This window comes from Pseudomonas capeferrum (assembly GCF_013523055.1).
In the GTDB taxonomy this organism is placed as follows: Bacteria; Pseudomonadota; Gammaproteobacteria; order Pseudomonadales; family Pseudomonadaceae; genus Aquipseudomonas; species Aquipseudomonas capeferrum_A.
In genome coordinates, this window is sequence record NZ_JAAMQM010000008.1 from 14,645 (window position 1) to 29,536 (window position 14,892).

The 14,892-nt window shown below is 62.7% G+C and carries 15 protein-coding genes and 1 pseudogene; 9 read left to right on the top strand and 7 right to left on the bottom strand.

Annotated features, from left to right (window positions below; genetic code table 11):
* Window positions 1-2 precede the first annotated feature (2 nt).
* From dapF to lptM, 3 genes and pseudogenes are all read right to left on the bottom strand, one after another.
* On the bottom strand, window positions 3-833 hold the full coding sequence (gene dapF / locus G7009_RS10540; protein ID WP_181129966.1) for a diaminopimelate epimerase: 831 nt from the start codon (window positions 831-833) through the stop codon (window positions 3-5).
* Window positions 834-837: 4 nt separating this feature from the next.
* Entirely contained in the window at window positions 838-2,085 is a 1,248-nt protein-coding gene (gene lysA / locus G7009_RS10545; RefSeq protein WP_181129968.1) for a diaminopimelate decarboxylase, read from the bottom strand.
* A 12-nt stretch (window positions 2,086-2,097) separates the two neighbouring features.
* Window positions 2,098-2,241 (bottom strand): annotated as a pseudogene (gene lptM, locus G7009_RS10550) (LPS translocon maturation chaperone LptM); the annotation flags it as partial.
* Window positions 2,242-2,437: 196 nt separating this feature from the next.
* Between lptM and cyaY the strand changes: the two are divergent.
* The 3 genes from cyaY (at window position 2,438) to rnk (ending at window position 3,538) form a co-directional block, all read left to right on the top strand.
* On the top strand, window positions 2,438-2,770 hold the full coding sequence (gene cyaY / locus G7009_RS10555; protein ID WP_181129971.1) for an iron donor protein CyaY: 333 nt from the start codon (window positions 2,438-2,440) through the stop codon (window positions 2,768-2,770).
* Between the two features lies 1 nt (window position 2,771).
* Entirely contained in the window at window positions 2,772-2,993 is a 222-nt protein-coding gene (locus G7009_RS10560; RefSeq protein ID WP_181129973.1) for a DUF1289 domain-containing protein, read from the top strand.
* A gap of 134 nt (window positions 2,994-3,127) precedes the next feature.
* A complete protein-coding gene (gene rnk / locus G7009_RS10565) occupies window positions 3,128-3,538 on the top strand; it encodes a nucleoside diphosphate kinase regulator (protein WP_181129975.1) in 411 nt (136 codons plus the stop codon).
* Here the strand turns inward: rnk and G7009_RS10570 are convergent.
* The 3 genes from G7009_RS10570 to G7009_RS10580 all read right to left on the bottom strand — a co-directional run bounded on the left by G7009_RS10570 (window position 3,483) and on the right by G7009_RS10580 (window position 7,127).
* Window positions 3,483-6,392 (bottom strand): class I adenylate cyclase, encoded by a 2,910-nt coding sequence (locus G7009_RS10570; RefSeq protein ID WP_181129977.1) that lies wholly within the window; start codon window positions 6,390-6,392, stop codon window positions 3,483-3,485. The genes rnk and G7009_RS10570 overlap by 56 nt on opposite strands.
* Before the next feature lie 116 nt (window positions 6,393-6,508).
* Window positions 6,509-6,754 carry a TIGR02647 family protein gene (locus G7009_RS10575; protein WP_181129979.1) on the bottom strand — a complete coding sequence of 82 codons (246 nt, stop codon included), beginning with the start codon at window positions 6,752-6,754 and terminating at the stop codon, window positions 6,509-6,511.
* Window positions 6,755-6,827: 73 nt separating this feature from the next.
* Window positions 6,828-7,127, bottom strand: a complete 300-nt coding sequence (locus G7009_RS10580) for a hypothetical protein (protein WP_181129981.1) — start codon at window positions 7,125-7,127, stop codon at window positions 6,828-6,830.
* 146 nt (window positions 7,128-7,273) lie between these two features.
* Between G7009_RS10580 and G7009_RS10585 the strand changes: the two genes are divergently transcribed.
* A complete protein-coding gene (locus G7009_RS10585; RefSeq protein ID WP_181129983.1) occupies window positions 7,274-7,933 on the top strand; it encodes a glutathione S-transferase family protein in 660 nt (219 codons plus the stop codon).
* 146 nt (window positions 7,934-8,079) lie between these two features.
* On the opposite strand, the gene argH is transcribed toward G7009_RS10585, so the two are convergent.
* Window positions 8,080-9,474, bottom strand: coding sequence for an argininosuccinate lyase (gene argH / locus G7009_RS10590; protein ID WP_181129985.1), 1,395 nt, complete (start codon window positions 9,472-9,474; stop codon window positions 8,080-8,082).
* 313 nt (window positions 9,475-9,787) lie between these two features.
* On the opposite strand from argH, the gene G7009_RS10595 reads away from it, so the two are divergent.
* The 5 genes from G7009_RS10595 to G7009_RS10615 all read left to right on the top strand — a co-directional run bounded on the left by G7009_RS10595 (window position 9,788) and on the right by G7009_RS10615 (window position 14,735).
* The gene (locus tag G7009_RS10595) at window positions 9,788-10,534 is read left to right on the top strand and encodes a LytR/AlgR family response regulator transcription factor (RefSeq protein WP_181129987.1); all 747 of its coding nucleotides are present in this window, start codon (window positions 9,788-9,790) and stop codon (window positions 10,532-10,534) included.
* Window positions 10,535-10,648: 114 nt separating this feature from the next.
* Window positions 10,649-11,590: a hydroxymethylbilane synthase gene (gene hemC / locus G7009_RS10600; protein WP_181129989.1), complete on the top strand. Its 942-nt coding sequence runs from the start codon at window positions 10,649-10,651 to the stop codon at window positions 11,588-11,590.
* Window positions 11,587-12,354 carry a uroporphyrinogen-III synthase gene (locus G7009_RS10605; protein WP_181129991.1) on the top strand — a complete coding sequence of 256 codons (768 nt, stop codon included), beginning with the start codon at window positions 11,587-11,589 and terminating at the stop codon, window positions 12,352-12,354. Before hemC ends, G7009_RS10605 begins: the two co-directional genes overlap by 4 nt.
* 45 nt (window positions 12,355-12,399) lie before the next feature.
* Window positions 12,400-13,500 (top strand): uroporphyrinogen-III C-methyltransferase, encoded by a 1,101-nt coding sequence (locus G7009_RS10610; protein WP_181129993.1) that lies wholly within the window; start codon window positions 12,400-12,402, stop codon window positions 13,498-13,500.
* On the top strand, window positions 13,497-14,735 hold the full coding sequence (locus G7009_RS10615) for a heme biosynthesis protein HemY (RefSeq protein WP_181129995.1): 1,239 nt from the start codon (window positions 13,497-13,499) through the stop codon (window positions 14,733-14,735). The genes G7009_RS10610 and G7009_RS10615 overlap by 4 nt, the downstream gene beginning before the upstream one ends.
* Window positions 14,736-14,892: the final 157 nt, after the last annotated feature.

The following is a 14,892-nucleotide window of genomic DNA, read 5'->3' on the forward strand; positions in this document are numbered from 1 at the left end:
GCTTAGAGACGAACCTGTCCTTCGAAGACGCGTACGGCAGGGCCGGTCATCATCACCGACTTGCCGGGGCCGGCCCACTCGATGGTCAGCCGACCTCCAGGCAGGTCGATGGACACCGGGGAGTCCATCCAGCCCTGGCTGATGGCCGCAACCGCGGCCGCACAGGCGCCAGTTCCGCAGGCCTGGGTTTCCCCGGCGCCACGCTCCCAGACCCGAAGGTTGGCGCGCTGCCGGTCCACAACCTGCAGAAAACCGACGTTGACGCGCTGCGGGAAGCGCGGGTGGTGTTCGATCTTCGGCCCGAGATCATGTACCGGCGCCGTGCAGACGTCGTCGACGCGCAGTACCGCATGGGGGTTGCCCATGGACACGGCAGCCAGCTCGACATGTCGCCCGTCGACCTCCAGCGCATAACTCGGTGCCTGGGCCGGAGCGTCGAACGGGATCTGCGAGGGCACCAGGCGGGGTGGACCCATGTCGACACAGATCTGGCCGTCATTACGCACGTCCAGCTCGATGACTCCACCCTTGGTTTCGACGCGGATGAGCTTCTTCGCCGTCAGCCGCTTGTCCAGCACGAACCTTGCGAAGCAGCGCGCGCCATTGCCGCACTGCTCGACCTCCGAACCGTCGGCGTTGAAGATCCGGTAGCGAAAGTCCACTTCCGGATTGCTCGGTGCCTCGACGATCAGCAACTGGTCGAAGCCGATCCCCGTGTGACGATCTCCCCATTGCCTGGCGTGCTTGGGCTGGATGTGGGCGTGCTGGCTGACCAGGTCGAGGACCATGAAATCGTTGCCCAGGCCGTGCATCTTGGTGAAACGCAGCAGCATGGGTTCACTCCGGCAGCAGGCTTTCGCCGGCATACAGCTCGGCAATGGTTTCGCGACGGCGCACCTCGAAGGCCTGGTCGCCATCGACCAGTACCTCGGCGCAACGGCCGCGGGTGTTGTAGTTGGAGCTCATGACGAAGCCATAGGCACCGGCCGAATGTACCGCGAGCAGGTCGCCCTCGGCGAGGTTCAGGGTGCGGTCCTTGGCGAGAAAGTCACCGGTCTCGCAGATCGGGCCGACCACATCGTAGGAGCGGCCCTCGCCATTGCGCGGTTGGACGGCGGTGACGTTCATCCAGGCCTGGTACAGCGCCGGGCGGATGAGATCGTTCATCGCCGCGTCGACGATGGCGAAATCCTTGTGCTCGGTGTGCTTGAGGTATTCGACGCGGGTCAGCAGGACGCCGGCATTGGCCACGATGTAGCGGCCCGGCTCGAAGACCAGCGCCAGATCGCGATCACCGACGCGTTCGCGAATCGCCTTGATGTAGTCGCCGGCCAGCGGTGGCTCTTCGTCGCGGTAGCGCACGCCAATGCCGCCGCCCAGGTCGAGGTGGCGCAGCGCGATCCCGCATTCGCCCAGGCGATCGACCAGCGCCAGCAGGCGATCGAGGGCATCGAGGAATGGCTCGAGCGTGGTCAGCTGGGAGCCGATGTGGCAATCGACACCGACGATCTCCAGGTTCGGCAACTGGGCGGCGCGAACGTAGACCTCTTCGGCATCGGCGATCGCGATACCGAACTTGTTTTCCTTGAGGCCGGTGGAAATGTACGGGTGGGTACCGGCGTCGACGTCCGGGTTGACCCGAAGCGAGATCGGTGCCCGCACGTCCATCTCGGCAGCCACTTCCTGCAAGCGCTCGAGCTCGTCGGTGGATTCGACATTGAAGCAGTGCACGCCGACTTCCAGCGCGCGACGCATGTCCTGGCGAGTCTTGCCGACTCCCGAGAACACCACGCGATCGGCACGGCCACCGGCTGCCAGAACCCGCTCCAACTCGCCACCTGACACGATGTCGAAACCTGCGCCCAGGCGCGCGAGAACGTTCAGCACACCCAGGTTGGAGTTGGCCTTGACGGCGAAGCAGATCAGATGCGACATCCCTTCGAGCGCGTTGGCGTAGCTCCGGTACTGGGATTCGATGTGGGCGCGCGAATACACGTAGGTCGGCGTGCCGAAACGTTCGGCGATGGCCGACAAGGCCACGCCTTCCGCGAACAGTTGACCGTCGCGGTGGTTGAAAGCGTCCATTGAATTCCCTTATTGGTGCTGGTGCGACGAGTGACTGCCGTTGCCGTTGCCGTCCTTGCCTTCGTCAGGCAGGTACAACGGGCCCTTCTGACCGCAGGCCGAAACGAGGCAGGCAACCGCGACCAGCGCCGCGAGGGAGGAAATCAGGCGCTTCATTGGCGAAATCCTTTGAAATAAGCAGTATTTCGCCCGAGTATACCGAGCGCCCGGCTGCTTGCCTATGCAACTGCCGGGCCGCCTGGCGGCGCGAAGGCTGCGCGACGGCCACCGTGGCGTTATCCTTTGCATTCGCGGCAAAGCGCTCGTATCTTGCCCCGCTTGCATGTGTGCAGCCATTTTCGAGGTTCTTGCAATGAGTTTGAGCGAAGCGCGTTTTCACGACCTGGTCGACGCGACCCAACAGGCCCTGGAAGACTTGTTCGACGAGACTGACCTGGACCTGGACATGGAAAATTCGGCCGGGGTGCTGACCATCAAGTTCGAAAACGGCAGCCAGTTGATCTTCAGCAGGCAGGAGCCTTTGCGTCAGCTGTGGCTGGCGGACCGTTCGGGCGGCTTTCATTTCGACTACGACGAAGAAAGCGGCAAGTGGACCTGCGAGAAGAGCGAAGAGCTGTTGGGAGAAATGCTCGAGCGTATCGTCTGGGAGCGGACCGGCGAGAAGCTGGACTTCGACGAGATCTGAGATGAGCCCCCCACCGCGTCCGCCCAAGCCGCTCTACAGCAACGTCAGCCCTGCGGTGCCTTCGCCGTGCATCGGCACCTGCCGACTGGACGAGCGCAAGGTTTGCCTGGGTTGCCATCGTCATGTCGAGCACATTCGCGAATGGCGTTCGGCCGATGACCAGCGCCGTCGTCAGATCTGCAGCGAAGCCCTGACCCTAGGCGAGCAGGCACCAGGACATTGATGCCGGGCACTTGTGTATTTGTTGCGCTGTGGTAGTGTCGAGTCTGCATCGGTACTGCCGAATGCAATCGCAAACCCCGCCCTTGGGCGGGGTTTTGCTTTATTTGCCAGACACAAAAGGAGTCTGACTGGATCATGAGCACCAAGCCTTCCCTGATTCTCACCCGCTTGGACGTACAGCGTCTCGAGCGCCTGATCGAAAGCCTCGACGAAAGTACGCCGGGGGTACTAGCCCTGCAGGACGAGCTGGATCGCGCAGATCAGGTCGTCGGTCACGAGGAGGTGCCGGCGGGCGTGGTGACCATGAATTCGCGCGTGCATTGCCGCGAAGAAGCCAGCGGCAAGGATTACCACCTGACCCTGGTCTATCCAAAGGATGCCGGGACCGAAGGCAGTGTCTCGATTCTCGCTCCGATCGGCTGTGCGTTGCTGGGCCTGTCGGTGGGCGACCGGATCGACTGGCCGGCACCTGGTGGCAAGACGCTCGAGCTCAAGCTGCTGGCGGTCGAGTATCAGCCAGAAGCGGCAGGTGATTTCGACCTGTAGTCCCTGTCAGCAACTGCTCCAGCCCTTCGTTGATCGCCTGTTCCAGCTTGCCTTTGTAGCGCAGGTACAGGAGGGTCGAGCCTTGGTCGTCCTCCAGCAACCCTGACAGGTCAAGATCCGTGATGTAGCAGCGATAGTTCACGGCGTCGCGGCGCTGGCCAAGAATCTGTCGAGCAACCGCCCGGTACAATTGATCGCCATGGTCTAGCTGCGAGAATTCCTGCTGGTCGCAGTACAGGCTGACATGCACCTCGTCCTGGGCACCTGCCTGGAGGATCGCCTGCACCGCGTAATAACCATGATCGCTGGCATCCATCGGTGCCGGGCGCGACTCCAGGCCGCGAGCCTTGCCGGGTCCGGCTGGCAGCAATTGGTAGTAGAGGACGTCCAGCACATCCACTTGCAGGCTGTTCAATGGCAACTGTGCATTGCGTCGAACCAGGATCGACTGCAGGAAGCGCTGCATCGGCAGCAGCAGGCCGAGTTCGTCATGCAAGGGCAGTCGTTGCTGCCAGAGGGCATTGTGCTCATCCAGCACATACAGGTCTGCCCAATCCCCCAGCAATCGATAGAACACCTGGATGCACTGCGGCTGCCCCTGCTCCAGGACAAGCCGCAGCTCGTGCTCCTGCAGGGCCTGGCTATCGATGTGCAACGGGCTGTACTCGCTACGCTCCTCGCCCAGGTAGCGCACCATGTCGTCGACATCTCCCAGGCTGACCAGGCTTACGTCCCCCGCGCGCAACTCCAGGACATGGATATGTTGCGCCACCTGCAACAGGTACCGGTGGTTCAAGCCTTGGTTCAGCAAGCGCTGGAGCGTCCCGAAGAGGCTGTCCACTCGCTGGCTGATCGCCTGGGCGCGATTATGGCTGAAGCAGTGCACGCGCAGACGCGGCCGGTGGCCGCGCTGGCCGAGGCCGTTGAGAAAGTCACGCAGGCAACGCATCAATGCGTGCTCGCCGTCGTAGCGTTGTACCAGAACCTCGTTCCAACTGTTGAGGGTGACCAGGTCCAGTGTCAGCACCAGGTTCTCGCGCAGGCCTGAATAGCTCAACGAGTCGGTGCGCTCGGTCGTCATCAGGATGTTCAGGTCGCGGTGGTGGTGCAACGGATCGATACCGACATTGACCAGTACCAGTATCTCGTCGGCGACACTGGATTGCAGCAGGCGGATCTCGCTTACCGTTGCCAGTGGCAACGGGACTGCTTGCTGCAGGCTGCCCAGCAGATTGAATAGCTCGGCCTCGGTCAGGTCGCTGCTGCCCGGATGCACGGCAAGCCGCGTGCTGGCATCGATTACACCGTTGCGGTGGGCCCAGACCAGCAGTTCGAGCAATTCCCGACAGCGCTTGATCGGGTTGAACAGGTCCAGCTCGTGCCCCCCGAGGTTGCCGTTGTACAGGCCCCAGTGAAAGGAGCCTGGCTCCTTGCGGTTGGGCGAGTGGACCAAGGTCAGGTTGTCTTCGGCCATGTCCGGAGCGATGCCCGGATTGATCACTTCGATCTTGCCGGCGCGTCGCTCGAAGGCTGCATAGAGGCGCCGACCCAGCACGTTGAGATCACGCTGGTCGGCGCGACTGCTCGCATCATGATGCCGCGCGAACTGGCAGAGAAAGCGATAGCTGTAGTTCAGCTCGGCCACCAGGTCGCGACGCTCGTTTGCTACCTGGCGGACTTTCCATTGGCTTCGGCTGTCGAGCAGGGCGATCCGGCGCTCATCCCAGCCCCATTCGTCCGCCAGGCGCGCGAGCAATCGACGCTGCCAGTCGCCACTGCGTTGTCTGCCGGTGTCACCGAGCTTCTTGTTCACCTTCAGGTACAGGCAACGACGTACCAGTTCCAGCCGCCCCGTCTCGCCCCGACGCTGCAGGTACTGCTCGATACGTCGGTAGATCATCATGTACGGGTCCAGCTCGTCCAGGTCGAGCTGGCCGGCGAAGACCGCCTGCTTGAAGTCCAGGCTCAGGCAGCGCACCTGCGGGTGTTCACTGGCGTAGGCTTCGGTCAGCAGCAGCTTGAGTAGCGACTTGTAAGGCGAGTCGATGGCCTTGAACAACTGCCAGAGCCCGGCACCGACGTATTCGCCTGGCGGGATCTGCGCCAAGTGACCGAGATCCAGGCAATCATCGGCGCGGATGAACCGCTTGGTCATCAGCGTCTGGGTGTATGGGGCGTAATCGTGTTCCTGGTAGACCGGTACCAGCCACCACAGCGGCGTGCGTCCGGCCAGCCAGATCGCCGTGCGATAGAATTCGTCCAGCAGCAAATAGTGTTGAGCCGTGCCGCAATCATCGGAGCTGAGCTGGCCATCACGCTCACCCCTGACGAAACCCTCGGGCTCGATCAGGAACAGATGCGCCTCGGCGCCCTGGGTGGCCGCCCAGGTTTCGAGCAACTGGCACTTTCTGCGCAGCTCGATCAGCGCCTCTTCGCCAAGGTCGGACGCATGACAGACCCACATGTCCATGTCGCTTTCCTCGGCCTGGGCCAGCGTGCCGAGGCTGCCCATCAGGAACAGCCCGTGGATCGGCTGAGGGCGGTTGCCGTGCCGGGGCTTGTAAGAGAACGAACGGGCCAGGCGCTGGGCTTCGGTCAAGGCCCTGGCATCGGGCTCGAAGCCGGAAACGCCAGCTGGCGTCATCCCGGAGACATATCCTGGGAGCAGCGGATGATTGACATGGAAAAACAGCGGCAGCAGCGTCAGCACCAGTTGCTGTCGGCTGGACAGCCCTTCCATGGCCCGCGAAAGACGCCCTTGGTTGAGGTGCAGAAAACGCGCCCGCAGTTTCACCAGCACCTGGCGATCGATGCCTTGCTGAAGATCAGGGCGAATTTCGTGAAGGTGGGTCATTACGCACTCAGGCCGACCAGGAAAAAACTGCGGCGAGTGTAGCCTGAGCGCGCGGGTGGGATAAGCGATTTTATGGTTTTCTGACGCCATTTTTCCAGCGCCGTTCGGGCATTCCCTCAGGCGGTTTCGGTGACATCGAGAATGGTCAGTAATTGCTGGGCGTGCTCTGCCGCGTCCAATCCCAGGCTGGTGAGATAGCCGCCATCGGGTTGCGTGGTCAATTGCTTGTCATGCAGGCGCTGCGCCGCTGCGATCAGGCTCGCAGAGGCATTGCTGTGGACCTTGATGCCCTCCTGGTGAGTGTCGAGATTGAAGAGGGCGAGGACTTCCAGTTCGGCGATCAGATCGGGGGTAAAAGACATGGCGACTCCTGACTTCCAGACAAGGACAGAGGCATCGTGATCGATGCCTGAGCCAGGAGTGTAGTCAGAGTTTCTATTCGTCGCCTTGATCTGCCTCGGGTGGCAGCTCGGGCAGGGCACGTAGCGCGGCCTCGTACCATTCGCCGTTGAAAGGACGGTCTTCGGCGAGCATGGCATCGATTTCGATCGCCAGCACGTGGGCCATCAGATTGAGGATGTCTTCACGCTCATAGCCGACCAGGGTCAGTTTGTTCAGGGTCGCCCTGGCCGCTGGCGGCTCGTCGTTCTCGATCTGGTTTTCGATGGCCTGGGTCAGGGTCGCCTCGGCGAAGGCTTCGTCGTCGTTGCTGTCGATATCGGTGGGCTCGCTCATGGGGTTCTCCAGTCTTGGGCTCCACAGTGTGCCATGCATGCCGCTGCAATGCCTGGCCATCGACGCCGTGCATGACGCTGGCCAGGGGAGACCCAAACCGTCTATAACAGCCTGGCCATCCCCTCACGGCCTGGAGGCTGTATTTCATGCTCAAGCTTCACGGATTCGCGGTCAGCAATTACTACAACATGGTCAAGTTGGCGCTTCTGGAAAAGGGCGTACCCTTCGAAGAGGTGCTGTTCTTCGCCGCCCAGACACCCGACGCGCTGAAGGTCAGCCCGCGGGGCAAGGTACCGGTGTTGGAGACCGAGCAGGGTTTTATCAGCGAAACCAGCGTGATCCTCGACTACATAGAACAGACCCAGCCTGGCAAGGCGCTGCTGCCTGATGACGCATTCGAACAGGCCAAGGTGCGCGAACTGCTCAAGGAAATCGAGCTGTACATCGAGCTGCCAGCCCGCACCTGCTATGCCGAAGCATTCTTCGGCATGGCGGTAGAACCGCCGGTGAAGGAAAAAGCCCGCAGCGATCTCCTTGCAGGGTTTGCCACGCTCAAGCGCAACGGTCGCTTCGCGCCCTTCGTGGCCGGTGAGCGGATGACCTTGGCCGACCTGATGTTCTGCTTCTCCATCGATCTGGCGTATGCGGTGGGCAAGAAGGTGCTGAATATCGACCTGCTGGCCGATTTCCCGAAAGCCAAGGCGCTTCTGGACAGCCTGCGTGAAAACCCGAACGTGATTCGAATCCTTGCAGACAAGGAAGCTCAGTTGCCGATTTTCCTGGAAAAGATGCGAGCTGCTCGATGAGCGAGCTGAAGTGGCGCGGATGACCGCAAGGCAGGCCTTCACCTGAGTGACAGATGGGCCGCAAACCTGGTCGCTTGTCTTGCCAGCAAGCCTGGCGGATGGGGAGGCTGCCACCCAGGTGACTGGGTGGCAGCTGCAGACAGGGCCTAGCGGGAAGCCAGCAGTGCCTTGCCGCGTGTCACGGCTGCACGGACCTGCGCCGGTGCGGTGCCACCGATATGGTCACGGGCATTCACGGAGCCTTCCAGCGTCAGCACTTCGAACACGTCCTGCTCGATCTGGTCGCTGAACTGGCGCAGCTCGTCCAGGCTCATCTCGGCCAGGTCCTTGCCGCTGTCGATACCGTACTTCACCGCGTGGCCGACGATTTCATGGCAGTCACGGAAGGGCAGACCACGGCGTACCAGGTAATCGGCCAGGTCGGTGGCGGTGGAGAAACCACGCAGGGCCGCTTCGCGCATGACGGCATGACGCGGCTTGATCGCCGGGATCATGTCGGCGAAGGCGCGCAGTGAATCGCGCAGCGTATCGGCGGCGTCGAACAGCGGCTCCTTGTCTTCCTGATTGTCCTTGTTGTAGGCCAGCGGCTGGCCCTTCATCAGGGTCAGCAGCCCGGTCAGGGCGCCGAACACGCGGCCGCTCTTGCCGCGAACCAGTTCCGGTACGTCAGGGTTCTTCTTCTGAGGCATGATCGAACTGCCGGTGCAGAAGCGGTCAGGCAGGTCGACGAACTGGAATTGCGCGCTGGTCCACAACACCAGTTCTTCCGAGAACCGCGAGAGGTGCATCATCGCGATGCTGGCGGCGGCGCAGAATTCGATGGCGAAATCACGATCCGAGACGCCATCCAGCGAATTGCCGGCCACGGCTTCGAAGCCCAACAGCTGGCAGGTCAGCTCGCGGTCGATCGGGTAGGTGGTGCCGGCCAGTGCGGCACTGCCCAGTGGCATGCGGTTGGTACGCTTGCGGCAGTCGAGCAGGCGCTCATGATCACGGCTGAGCATCTCGAACCAGGCCAGCAGGTGATGACCGAAGGTAACGGGCTGGGCAGTCTGCAGGTGGGTGAAACCGGGCATGATGGTCTCGGCTTCGCGCTCGGCCTGCTCGAGCAGGCCTTGTTGCAGGCGGGTGATTTCGGCCAGGATCAGGTCGATCTCGTCGCGCAGCCAGAGGCGGATGTCGGTGGCTACCTGGTCATTACGGCTACGGCCGGTGTGCAGTTTTTTCCCGGTGATGCCGATGCGGTCGGTCAGGCGTGCCTCGATGTTCATGTGAACGTCTTCGAGGTCGACACGCCAATCGAAGGCACCTGCTTCGATTTCACCCTGGATGGTCTTCAGGCCATCGATGATGGTATCGCGCTCGGCGTCGGTGAGGACGCCTACCTTCGCCAGCATGGTGGCGTGGGCGATCGAACCCATGATGTCGTGGCGATACAGGCGCTGGTCGAAGGTGACCGAGGCGGTGAAGCGGGCGACGAAGGCGTCGACGGGCTCACTGAAGCGGCCGCCCCAGGACTGATTGGTCTTGTCGGTGCTCATGGATTCACTCGTGGCAGGGGTGAACGATAAAAGTGGCGCCGATCATAGCAGTTTTTGATTCACCCGCCGAAGGAGCGCAATGCTCCGAGCCTGCAAGTACCATATGGGCGAGCCTTGAGCACAAGGTTATTCAACGATTGAACGGCAGCGCCCTGCGGACCGTCTACAGTTGGACAGAGGGTCGGCAACATTTACTGCCAGGCCCGTGAATCTTTAGCCATCGTGCGAGTCTGAGCGTGGATCGTCGTGACGGTCGTACCCTCACCTGTCCACGCTATCTCGTGCGAGACTCACGCAGGAATCCAGCGCAATTATGAATGTCCTGATCGTTGATGACGAACCCCAAGTCCGTGAACGCCTGGGCCGCCTGCTGGGCGAGCTGGAAGGCTATACCGTGCTGGAGCCCAGCGCCACCAACGGCGAGGAAGCCTTGGCGCTGATCGACAGCCTCAAACCCGACGTCGTCCTGCTGGATGTCGGCATGCCTGGCCTCGACGGCCTGCAGGTCGCTGCTCGCCTGTGCGAGCGCGAAGCGCCTCCGGCCGTGGTGTTCTGCACCGGCGATGACGAGTCCACCGCGCAGTCCTTCAGGGACAGTGCCCTGAGCCATGTTACCAAGCCTGCCCAGCTGCAGGGTCTTCGCGATGCCCTGCGCAAGGCCGAGCGGCCCAACCGCACGCAGCTTTCGGCCCTGACCCGCCCTGCCAACGAAGGCGGTGGCGGGCCGCGCAGCCACATCAGTGCGCGAACACGCAAAGGCATCGAGCTGATTCCCTTGCACCAGGTCATCTATTTCATTGCCGACCACAAATACGTGACCTTGCGCCATGAAGGCGGCGAGGTCCTGCTCGATGAGCCGCTGAAGGCCCTGGAAGACGAATTCGGCGATCGTTTCGTGCGTATCCACCGCAATGCCCTGGTGGCCCGCGAGCGCATCGAACGCCTGCAGCGCACGCCCTTGGGCCATTTCCAGCTCTTTCTCAGAGGGCTCGATGGCGATGCCCTGACCGTCAGCCGACGCCATGTAGCCGGCGTACGCAAGATGATGCAGACGCTCTGAATCATCGTATCCGAGGCAAAAGTCGGCCAGGGATGGCCCGCCGTGACCTGGATCTGCTAGCGATCCCGGCGGAGCTGTTATCATCGGCGGCATTTCTCTCGTTCGGGGCGCTCCATGTCCACTCGCGAAATCCGTATCGCCACACGTAAAAGTGCTCTGGCCCTGTGGCAGGCCGAATACGTCAAGGCACGTCTTGAACAGGCTCATCCGGGGCTCAGGGTCACGCTCGTGCCCATGGTCAGCCGCGGCGACAAGCTGCTCGACTCACCTCTTTCGAAGATCGGCGGCAAGGGTCTGTTCGTCAAGGAGCTGGAAAACGCCCTGCTCGCGCACGAAGCCGATATCGCCGTGCATTCGATGAAGGATGTGCCCATGGACTTTCCCGAGGGCCTGGGTCTGTTCTGTATCTGCGAGCGCGAAGACCCTCGTGACGCCTTCGTCTCCAATCGCTTCGAAAGTCTCGAGCAACTGCCTGCCGGCAGTATCGTCGGCACCTCCAGCCTGCGGCGTCAGGCGCAATTGCTGGCGCGTCGACCTGACCTGCAGATTCGCTTCCTGCGTGGCAACGTCAATACCCGCCTGGCCAAGCTCGATGCCGACGAATATGACGCCATCATCCTCGCCGCGGCCGGCTTGATCCGCCTTGGTTTCGAACAGCGCATCACCGCATCGATCAGTATCGATGACAGCTTGCCCGCGGGTGGCCAAGGCGCGGTAGGCATCGAGTGCCGTACCGCCGATGCCGAGATTCACGCCTTGCTGGCACCGCTGCACCATATCGATACCGCCGACCGGGTGGCCGCCGAGCGCGCGCTCAACAAGCACCTCAATGGCGGCTGTCAGGTCCCGATCGCCTGTTATGCCGTGCTCGAGGGCGACCAGTTGTGGTTGCGCGGCCTGGTTGGGCAACCGAGCGGGGGTACCCTGCTGGTGGCCGATGCACGTGCACCGCGACGCGCCGCCGAGGCCTTGGGTGTGCAGGTTGCCGAAGACCTGCTTGGTCAAGGTGCCGAAGACATCCTCAAGGCCATCTATGGCGAGGACGGTCACCCGTGAATGGCTGGCGCCTGCTGCTGACCCGGCCCGTCGAGGACTGTGCGGCGCTGGCGCAAACCCTCGCAGTCGCAGGGATCGAAAGCAGCAGCCTGCCGCTGCTGGACATCGAGCCCTTGCCGCTGGATGAAACGCGTTCCGTCGTCCTGCGCGGCCTCGACCGTTATCAGGCCATCATCGTGGTCAGCAAGCCAGCCGCCCGGCTGTTGCTGGAGCGTAGCGCACAGGTCGGCCTGCGACTGCCTCGTACAGGGTGGTTCACGGTAGGCTCCGCTTCAGCGCAGATACTCCAGGATCAGGCCCTCGAGGTAGAGTGCCCCGACCAGGGGGACGACAGCGAAGCCTTGCTGACCCTGGCAGCCCTGCACCAGGCTATCGACCGCGATGCGGCGCGCGTCCTGATCGTGCGAGGCGAGGGAGGTCGCGAACTGCTGGCCGAGCGTCTCGCGGAGCAAGGTGCTAACGTCGATTATCTGGAACTGTATCGCCGCCGGATGCCTAGCTATCCGACGGGTACGCTGGTGCGTCGAGTCGATGGGGAACGCCTCAACGGCCTGGTGGTCAGCAGTGGGCAGGGTCTTGAGCACTTGCAACAACTGGCGGGCGCCGATTGGCCGCGTCTGGCGCGACTCACGTTGTTCGTGCCCAGTCCCCGGGTCGCGGCGCAAGCGCGTGCGGCGGGTGTTCAGCAAATCGTGGATTGCCGAGGCGCCAGTGCCTCGGCCTTGATGGCAGCCGCGCAGCGAACCGCTGCACCTGCCTCTTAAGGCGCTAAGCTGTTGGCGACGCGCCCCAATGCAAAGGATGGATACGTGAGCGAAACTGTCTTGTCCAACAATGATCAGCCTTCGGCGACAGAGACGCCGGAACCTATTACCCCCCCTCCAGCAAGACGGTCCGGCAACGGTCTGGCAATCCTGGCGTTGCTGCTGGGCGCCGCTGGCGTCGCGGCCGGTGGCTGGGGCGTGTGGCAAGTGCGCCAGCTGCAAGGCGCCGAGCAAGGGCAGGGGCAGCACCTGCAGACCCTGAGCGAGCGTACCGAGGCCTTGCAACAGCGCGATCAACAGATCAGCGCGCAGTTGGCCACGCTACCCGCGGCCAGTGAACTGGAAGATCGTCGACGCCTGGTCACGCAGTTGCAGGGCGATCAGCAGCGGCTCAGCCAGCGCCTGGAAACGGTCCTGGGCGCAAGCCGCAAGGATTGGCGTCTGGCAGAAGCGGAGCACTTGCTGCGCTTGGCCACGCTGCGACTGTCCGCGCTGCAGGATATCGCCAGCGCCAAGGCACTGGTCGAAGGCGCCGACGAGATCTTGCGCGAGCAGAGCGATCCCGCTGCCTTCGCCGCGCGCGAGCAGCTCACACGCAGCCTGGCGACGCTCAACAGCACCCAGCAGCCTGACCGTACAGGACTGTTCCTCAAGCTGGCCGCCCAGCGGGAACTGGTACAGCAGCTCAGTGCCCGATCGCCTGAATTCGAGAGCGACGCCGATGCTCTTGGCGCGCTGACTTCCGAAGGTGACGTAGCCAGTCGCCTGTCGCAATGGTGGGCCGAAATCAGCAAGTACTTCCAGATCGAGTTCGGTGCTGACGACAATGTCCGCCCATTGCTCGCCGGGCAGTCGCTGAACCAGTTGCGCCTGGCATTGAGCCTGACCATCGAGCAGGCTCAATGGGCTGCCCTCAATGGTGATGCCAAGGTCTACACCCAGGCGCTCGATGATGCCCGAAGCGTGTTGCTGGCCAATTTCAACGCGGACAACCCGCAGAGCAAGGCGATGCTCGACAGCCTCAACGCCCTTGCCGAACAGCCGGTGTCGGTCATCGTACCGGACCTGGGAGAAAGTCTCACGGCAGTGCAGGCCTACATTGAACGCCGTCATCTGCCGGCCGATGCCGAGGGAACCACGCCATGAAGCGCGTCTACCTGATCGCGATCCTGGCCATCGTCGTGGCCGCGGCATTGGGCATCGCCATCGCCAAGCACACCGGCTATGTCCTGATCGCCTATGGCGGCTTCCGCTATCAGTCCGGTCTATGGGCCGCGCTGGGGATGCTGGTTGCCGTGATCCTGGTCTTGTGGCTGCTGCGTTACCTGATCGGGCTGATCCTGACGTCCACGGGCGTGGTCAACCCATGGTCACGGCGCAATCGTAGCCGTCGTACTCGTATCGCACTCGAGCAAGGCCAACTGGATCTGGCAGAAGGTCGTTGGGCCAGTGCCCAGCGTCACCTGCAGCGGGCCGCCGAATCGGAACGTCAACCCTTGCTGTACTACCTCGGTGCCGCGCGCGCGGCCAATGAGCTGGGACGTACCGAAGACAGCGACAATCTTCTGGAGCGAGCGCTGGAGCGTCAGCCCCAGGCCGAGTTGGCCGTTGCCCTGACCCACGCGCAACTGCAGATGGACCGGGGTGACAACGACCAGGCCCTGGAAACCCTCCAGGCCATGCAGCAGCGCTACCCGAACAATGTCCAGGTGCTGCGCCTGTTGCAGCGTCTGCACGAGCAACGCGGCGAATGGTCGGCATTGATCCGCCTGATGCCTGAACTACGCAAGGCCAAAGCACTTCCGGCAGAGGAACTGGCGCAGTTGGAGAAACGTGCCTGGGGGCAGAACCTGAGCCTGGCCACTACTCGCGTAGAAGATCCCCAAGCTGCGCGCCAGACGCTCGAACGTGCCTGGCAGCAACTCACCGCTGCCCAGCGCCAGGAGCCGCAACTGCTGCTCGCCTACGCCGAGCAATTGCGTCAGAGCGGTGCGCAAGGTGAAGCTGAAGAGGTGCTGCGTACCGCGCTCAAGCGTCAGTATGAAAGCCATCTTGCCCGGCTCTACGGCCTTGTCCGGGGCAATGATCCGGCCCGCCAGCTGCAGACCGCCGAAGCCTGGCTCAAGGAGCATCCGAGCGACCCTAGTCTGTTGCTGACCCTGGGTCGCCTGAGTCTGCAGAATCGCCTCTGGGGCAAGGCCCGTGACTACTTCGAAAGCAGCCTGCGCCTGCAACGCAACCCGGAAACGTGCGCGGAACTGGCGCGATTGCTGGCGGATCTGGGTGATACTCAGCGCAGCAACCAGCTATTCCAGGAAGGCCTTGGCCTGCTCGACGAGCGACTGCTGGCCTTGCCCCTGCCCGAGGGTGCCCGAGCCTGAAGCCTCCCTGGCCCGCGTGCAGGCGCGGGCCAGCCTGGTCTGGGAAGTTTTCTTGTCGCGGCGAACATGATCCAACAAGGTTCTTCAGAGATTTCCTACAAACAGTAGGAAATTTTCCCTAACAATTAGCGAATTGTCCCCACCGTAGCGCCTTGAA

Bases quoted from the DNA above. Each gene is read 5' to 3' on its own strand.
- G7009_RS10560 (WP_181129973.1), top strand. From the start codon at position 2,772: ATGAGCCCCCCACCGCGTCCGCCCAAGCCGCTCTACAGCAACGTCAGC.
- dapF (WP_181129966.1), bottom strand. From the start codon at position 833: ATGCTGCTGCGTTTCACCAAGATGCACGGCCTGGGCAACGATTTCATG.
- argH (WP_181129985.1), bottom strand. From the start codon at position 9,474: ATGAGCACCGACAAGACCAATCAGTCCTGGGGCGGCCGCTTCAGTGAG.
- rnk (WP_181129975.1), top strand. From the start codon at position 3,128: ATGAGCACCAAGCCTTCCCTGATTCTCACCCGCTTGGACGTACAGCGT.
- G7009_RS10615 (WP_181129995.1), top strand. From the start codon at position 13,497: ATGAAGCGCGTCTACCTGATCGCGATCCTGGCCATCGTCGTGGCCGCG.
- G7009_RS10580 (WP_181129981.1), bottom strand. From the start codon at position 7,127: ATGAGCGAGCCCACCGATATCGACAGCAACGACGACGAAGCCTTCGCC.
- G7009_RS10575 (WP_181129979.1), bottom strand. From the start codon at position 6,754: ATGTCTTTTACCCCCGATCTGATCGCCGAACTGGAAGTCCTCGCCCTC.
- G7009_RS10585 (WP_181129983.1), top strand. From the start codon at position 7,274: ATGCTCAAGCTTCACGGATTCGCGGTCAGCAATTACTACAACATGGTC.
- G7009_RS10595 (WP_181129987.1), top strand. From the start codon at position 9,788: ATGAATGTCCTGATCGTTGATGACGAACCCCAAGTCCGTGAACGCCTG.
- cyaY (WP_181129971.1), top strand. From the start codon at position 2,438: ATGAGTTTGAGCGAAGCGCGTTTTCACGACCTGGTCGACGCGACCCAA.
- hemC (WP_181129989.1), top strand. From the start codon at position 10,649: ATGTCCACTCGCGAAATCCGTATCGCCACACGTAAAAGTGCTCTGGCC.
- lysA (WP_181129968.1), bottom strand. From the start codon at position 2,085: ATGGACGCTTTCAACCACCGCGACGGTCAACTGTTCGCGGAAGGCGTG.
- G7009_RS10570 (WP_181129977.1), bottom strand. From the start codon at position 6,392: ATGACCCACCTTCACGAAATTCGCCCTGATCTTCAGCAAGGCATCGAT.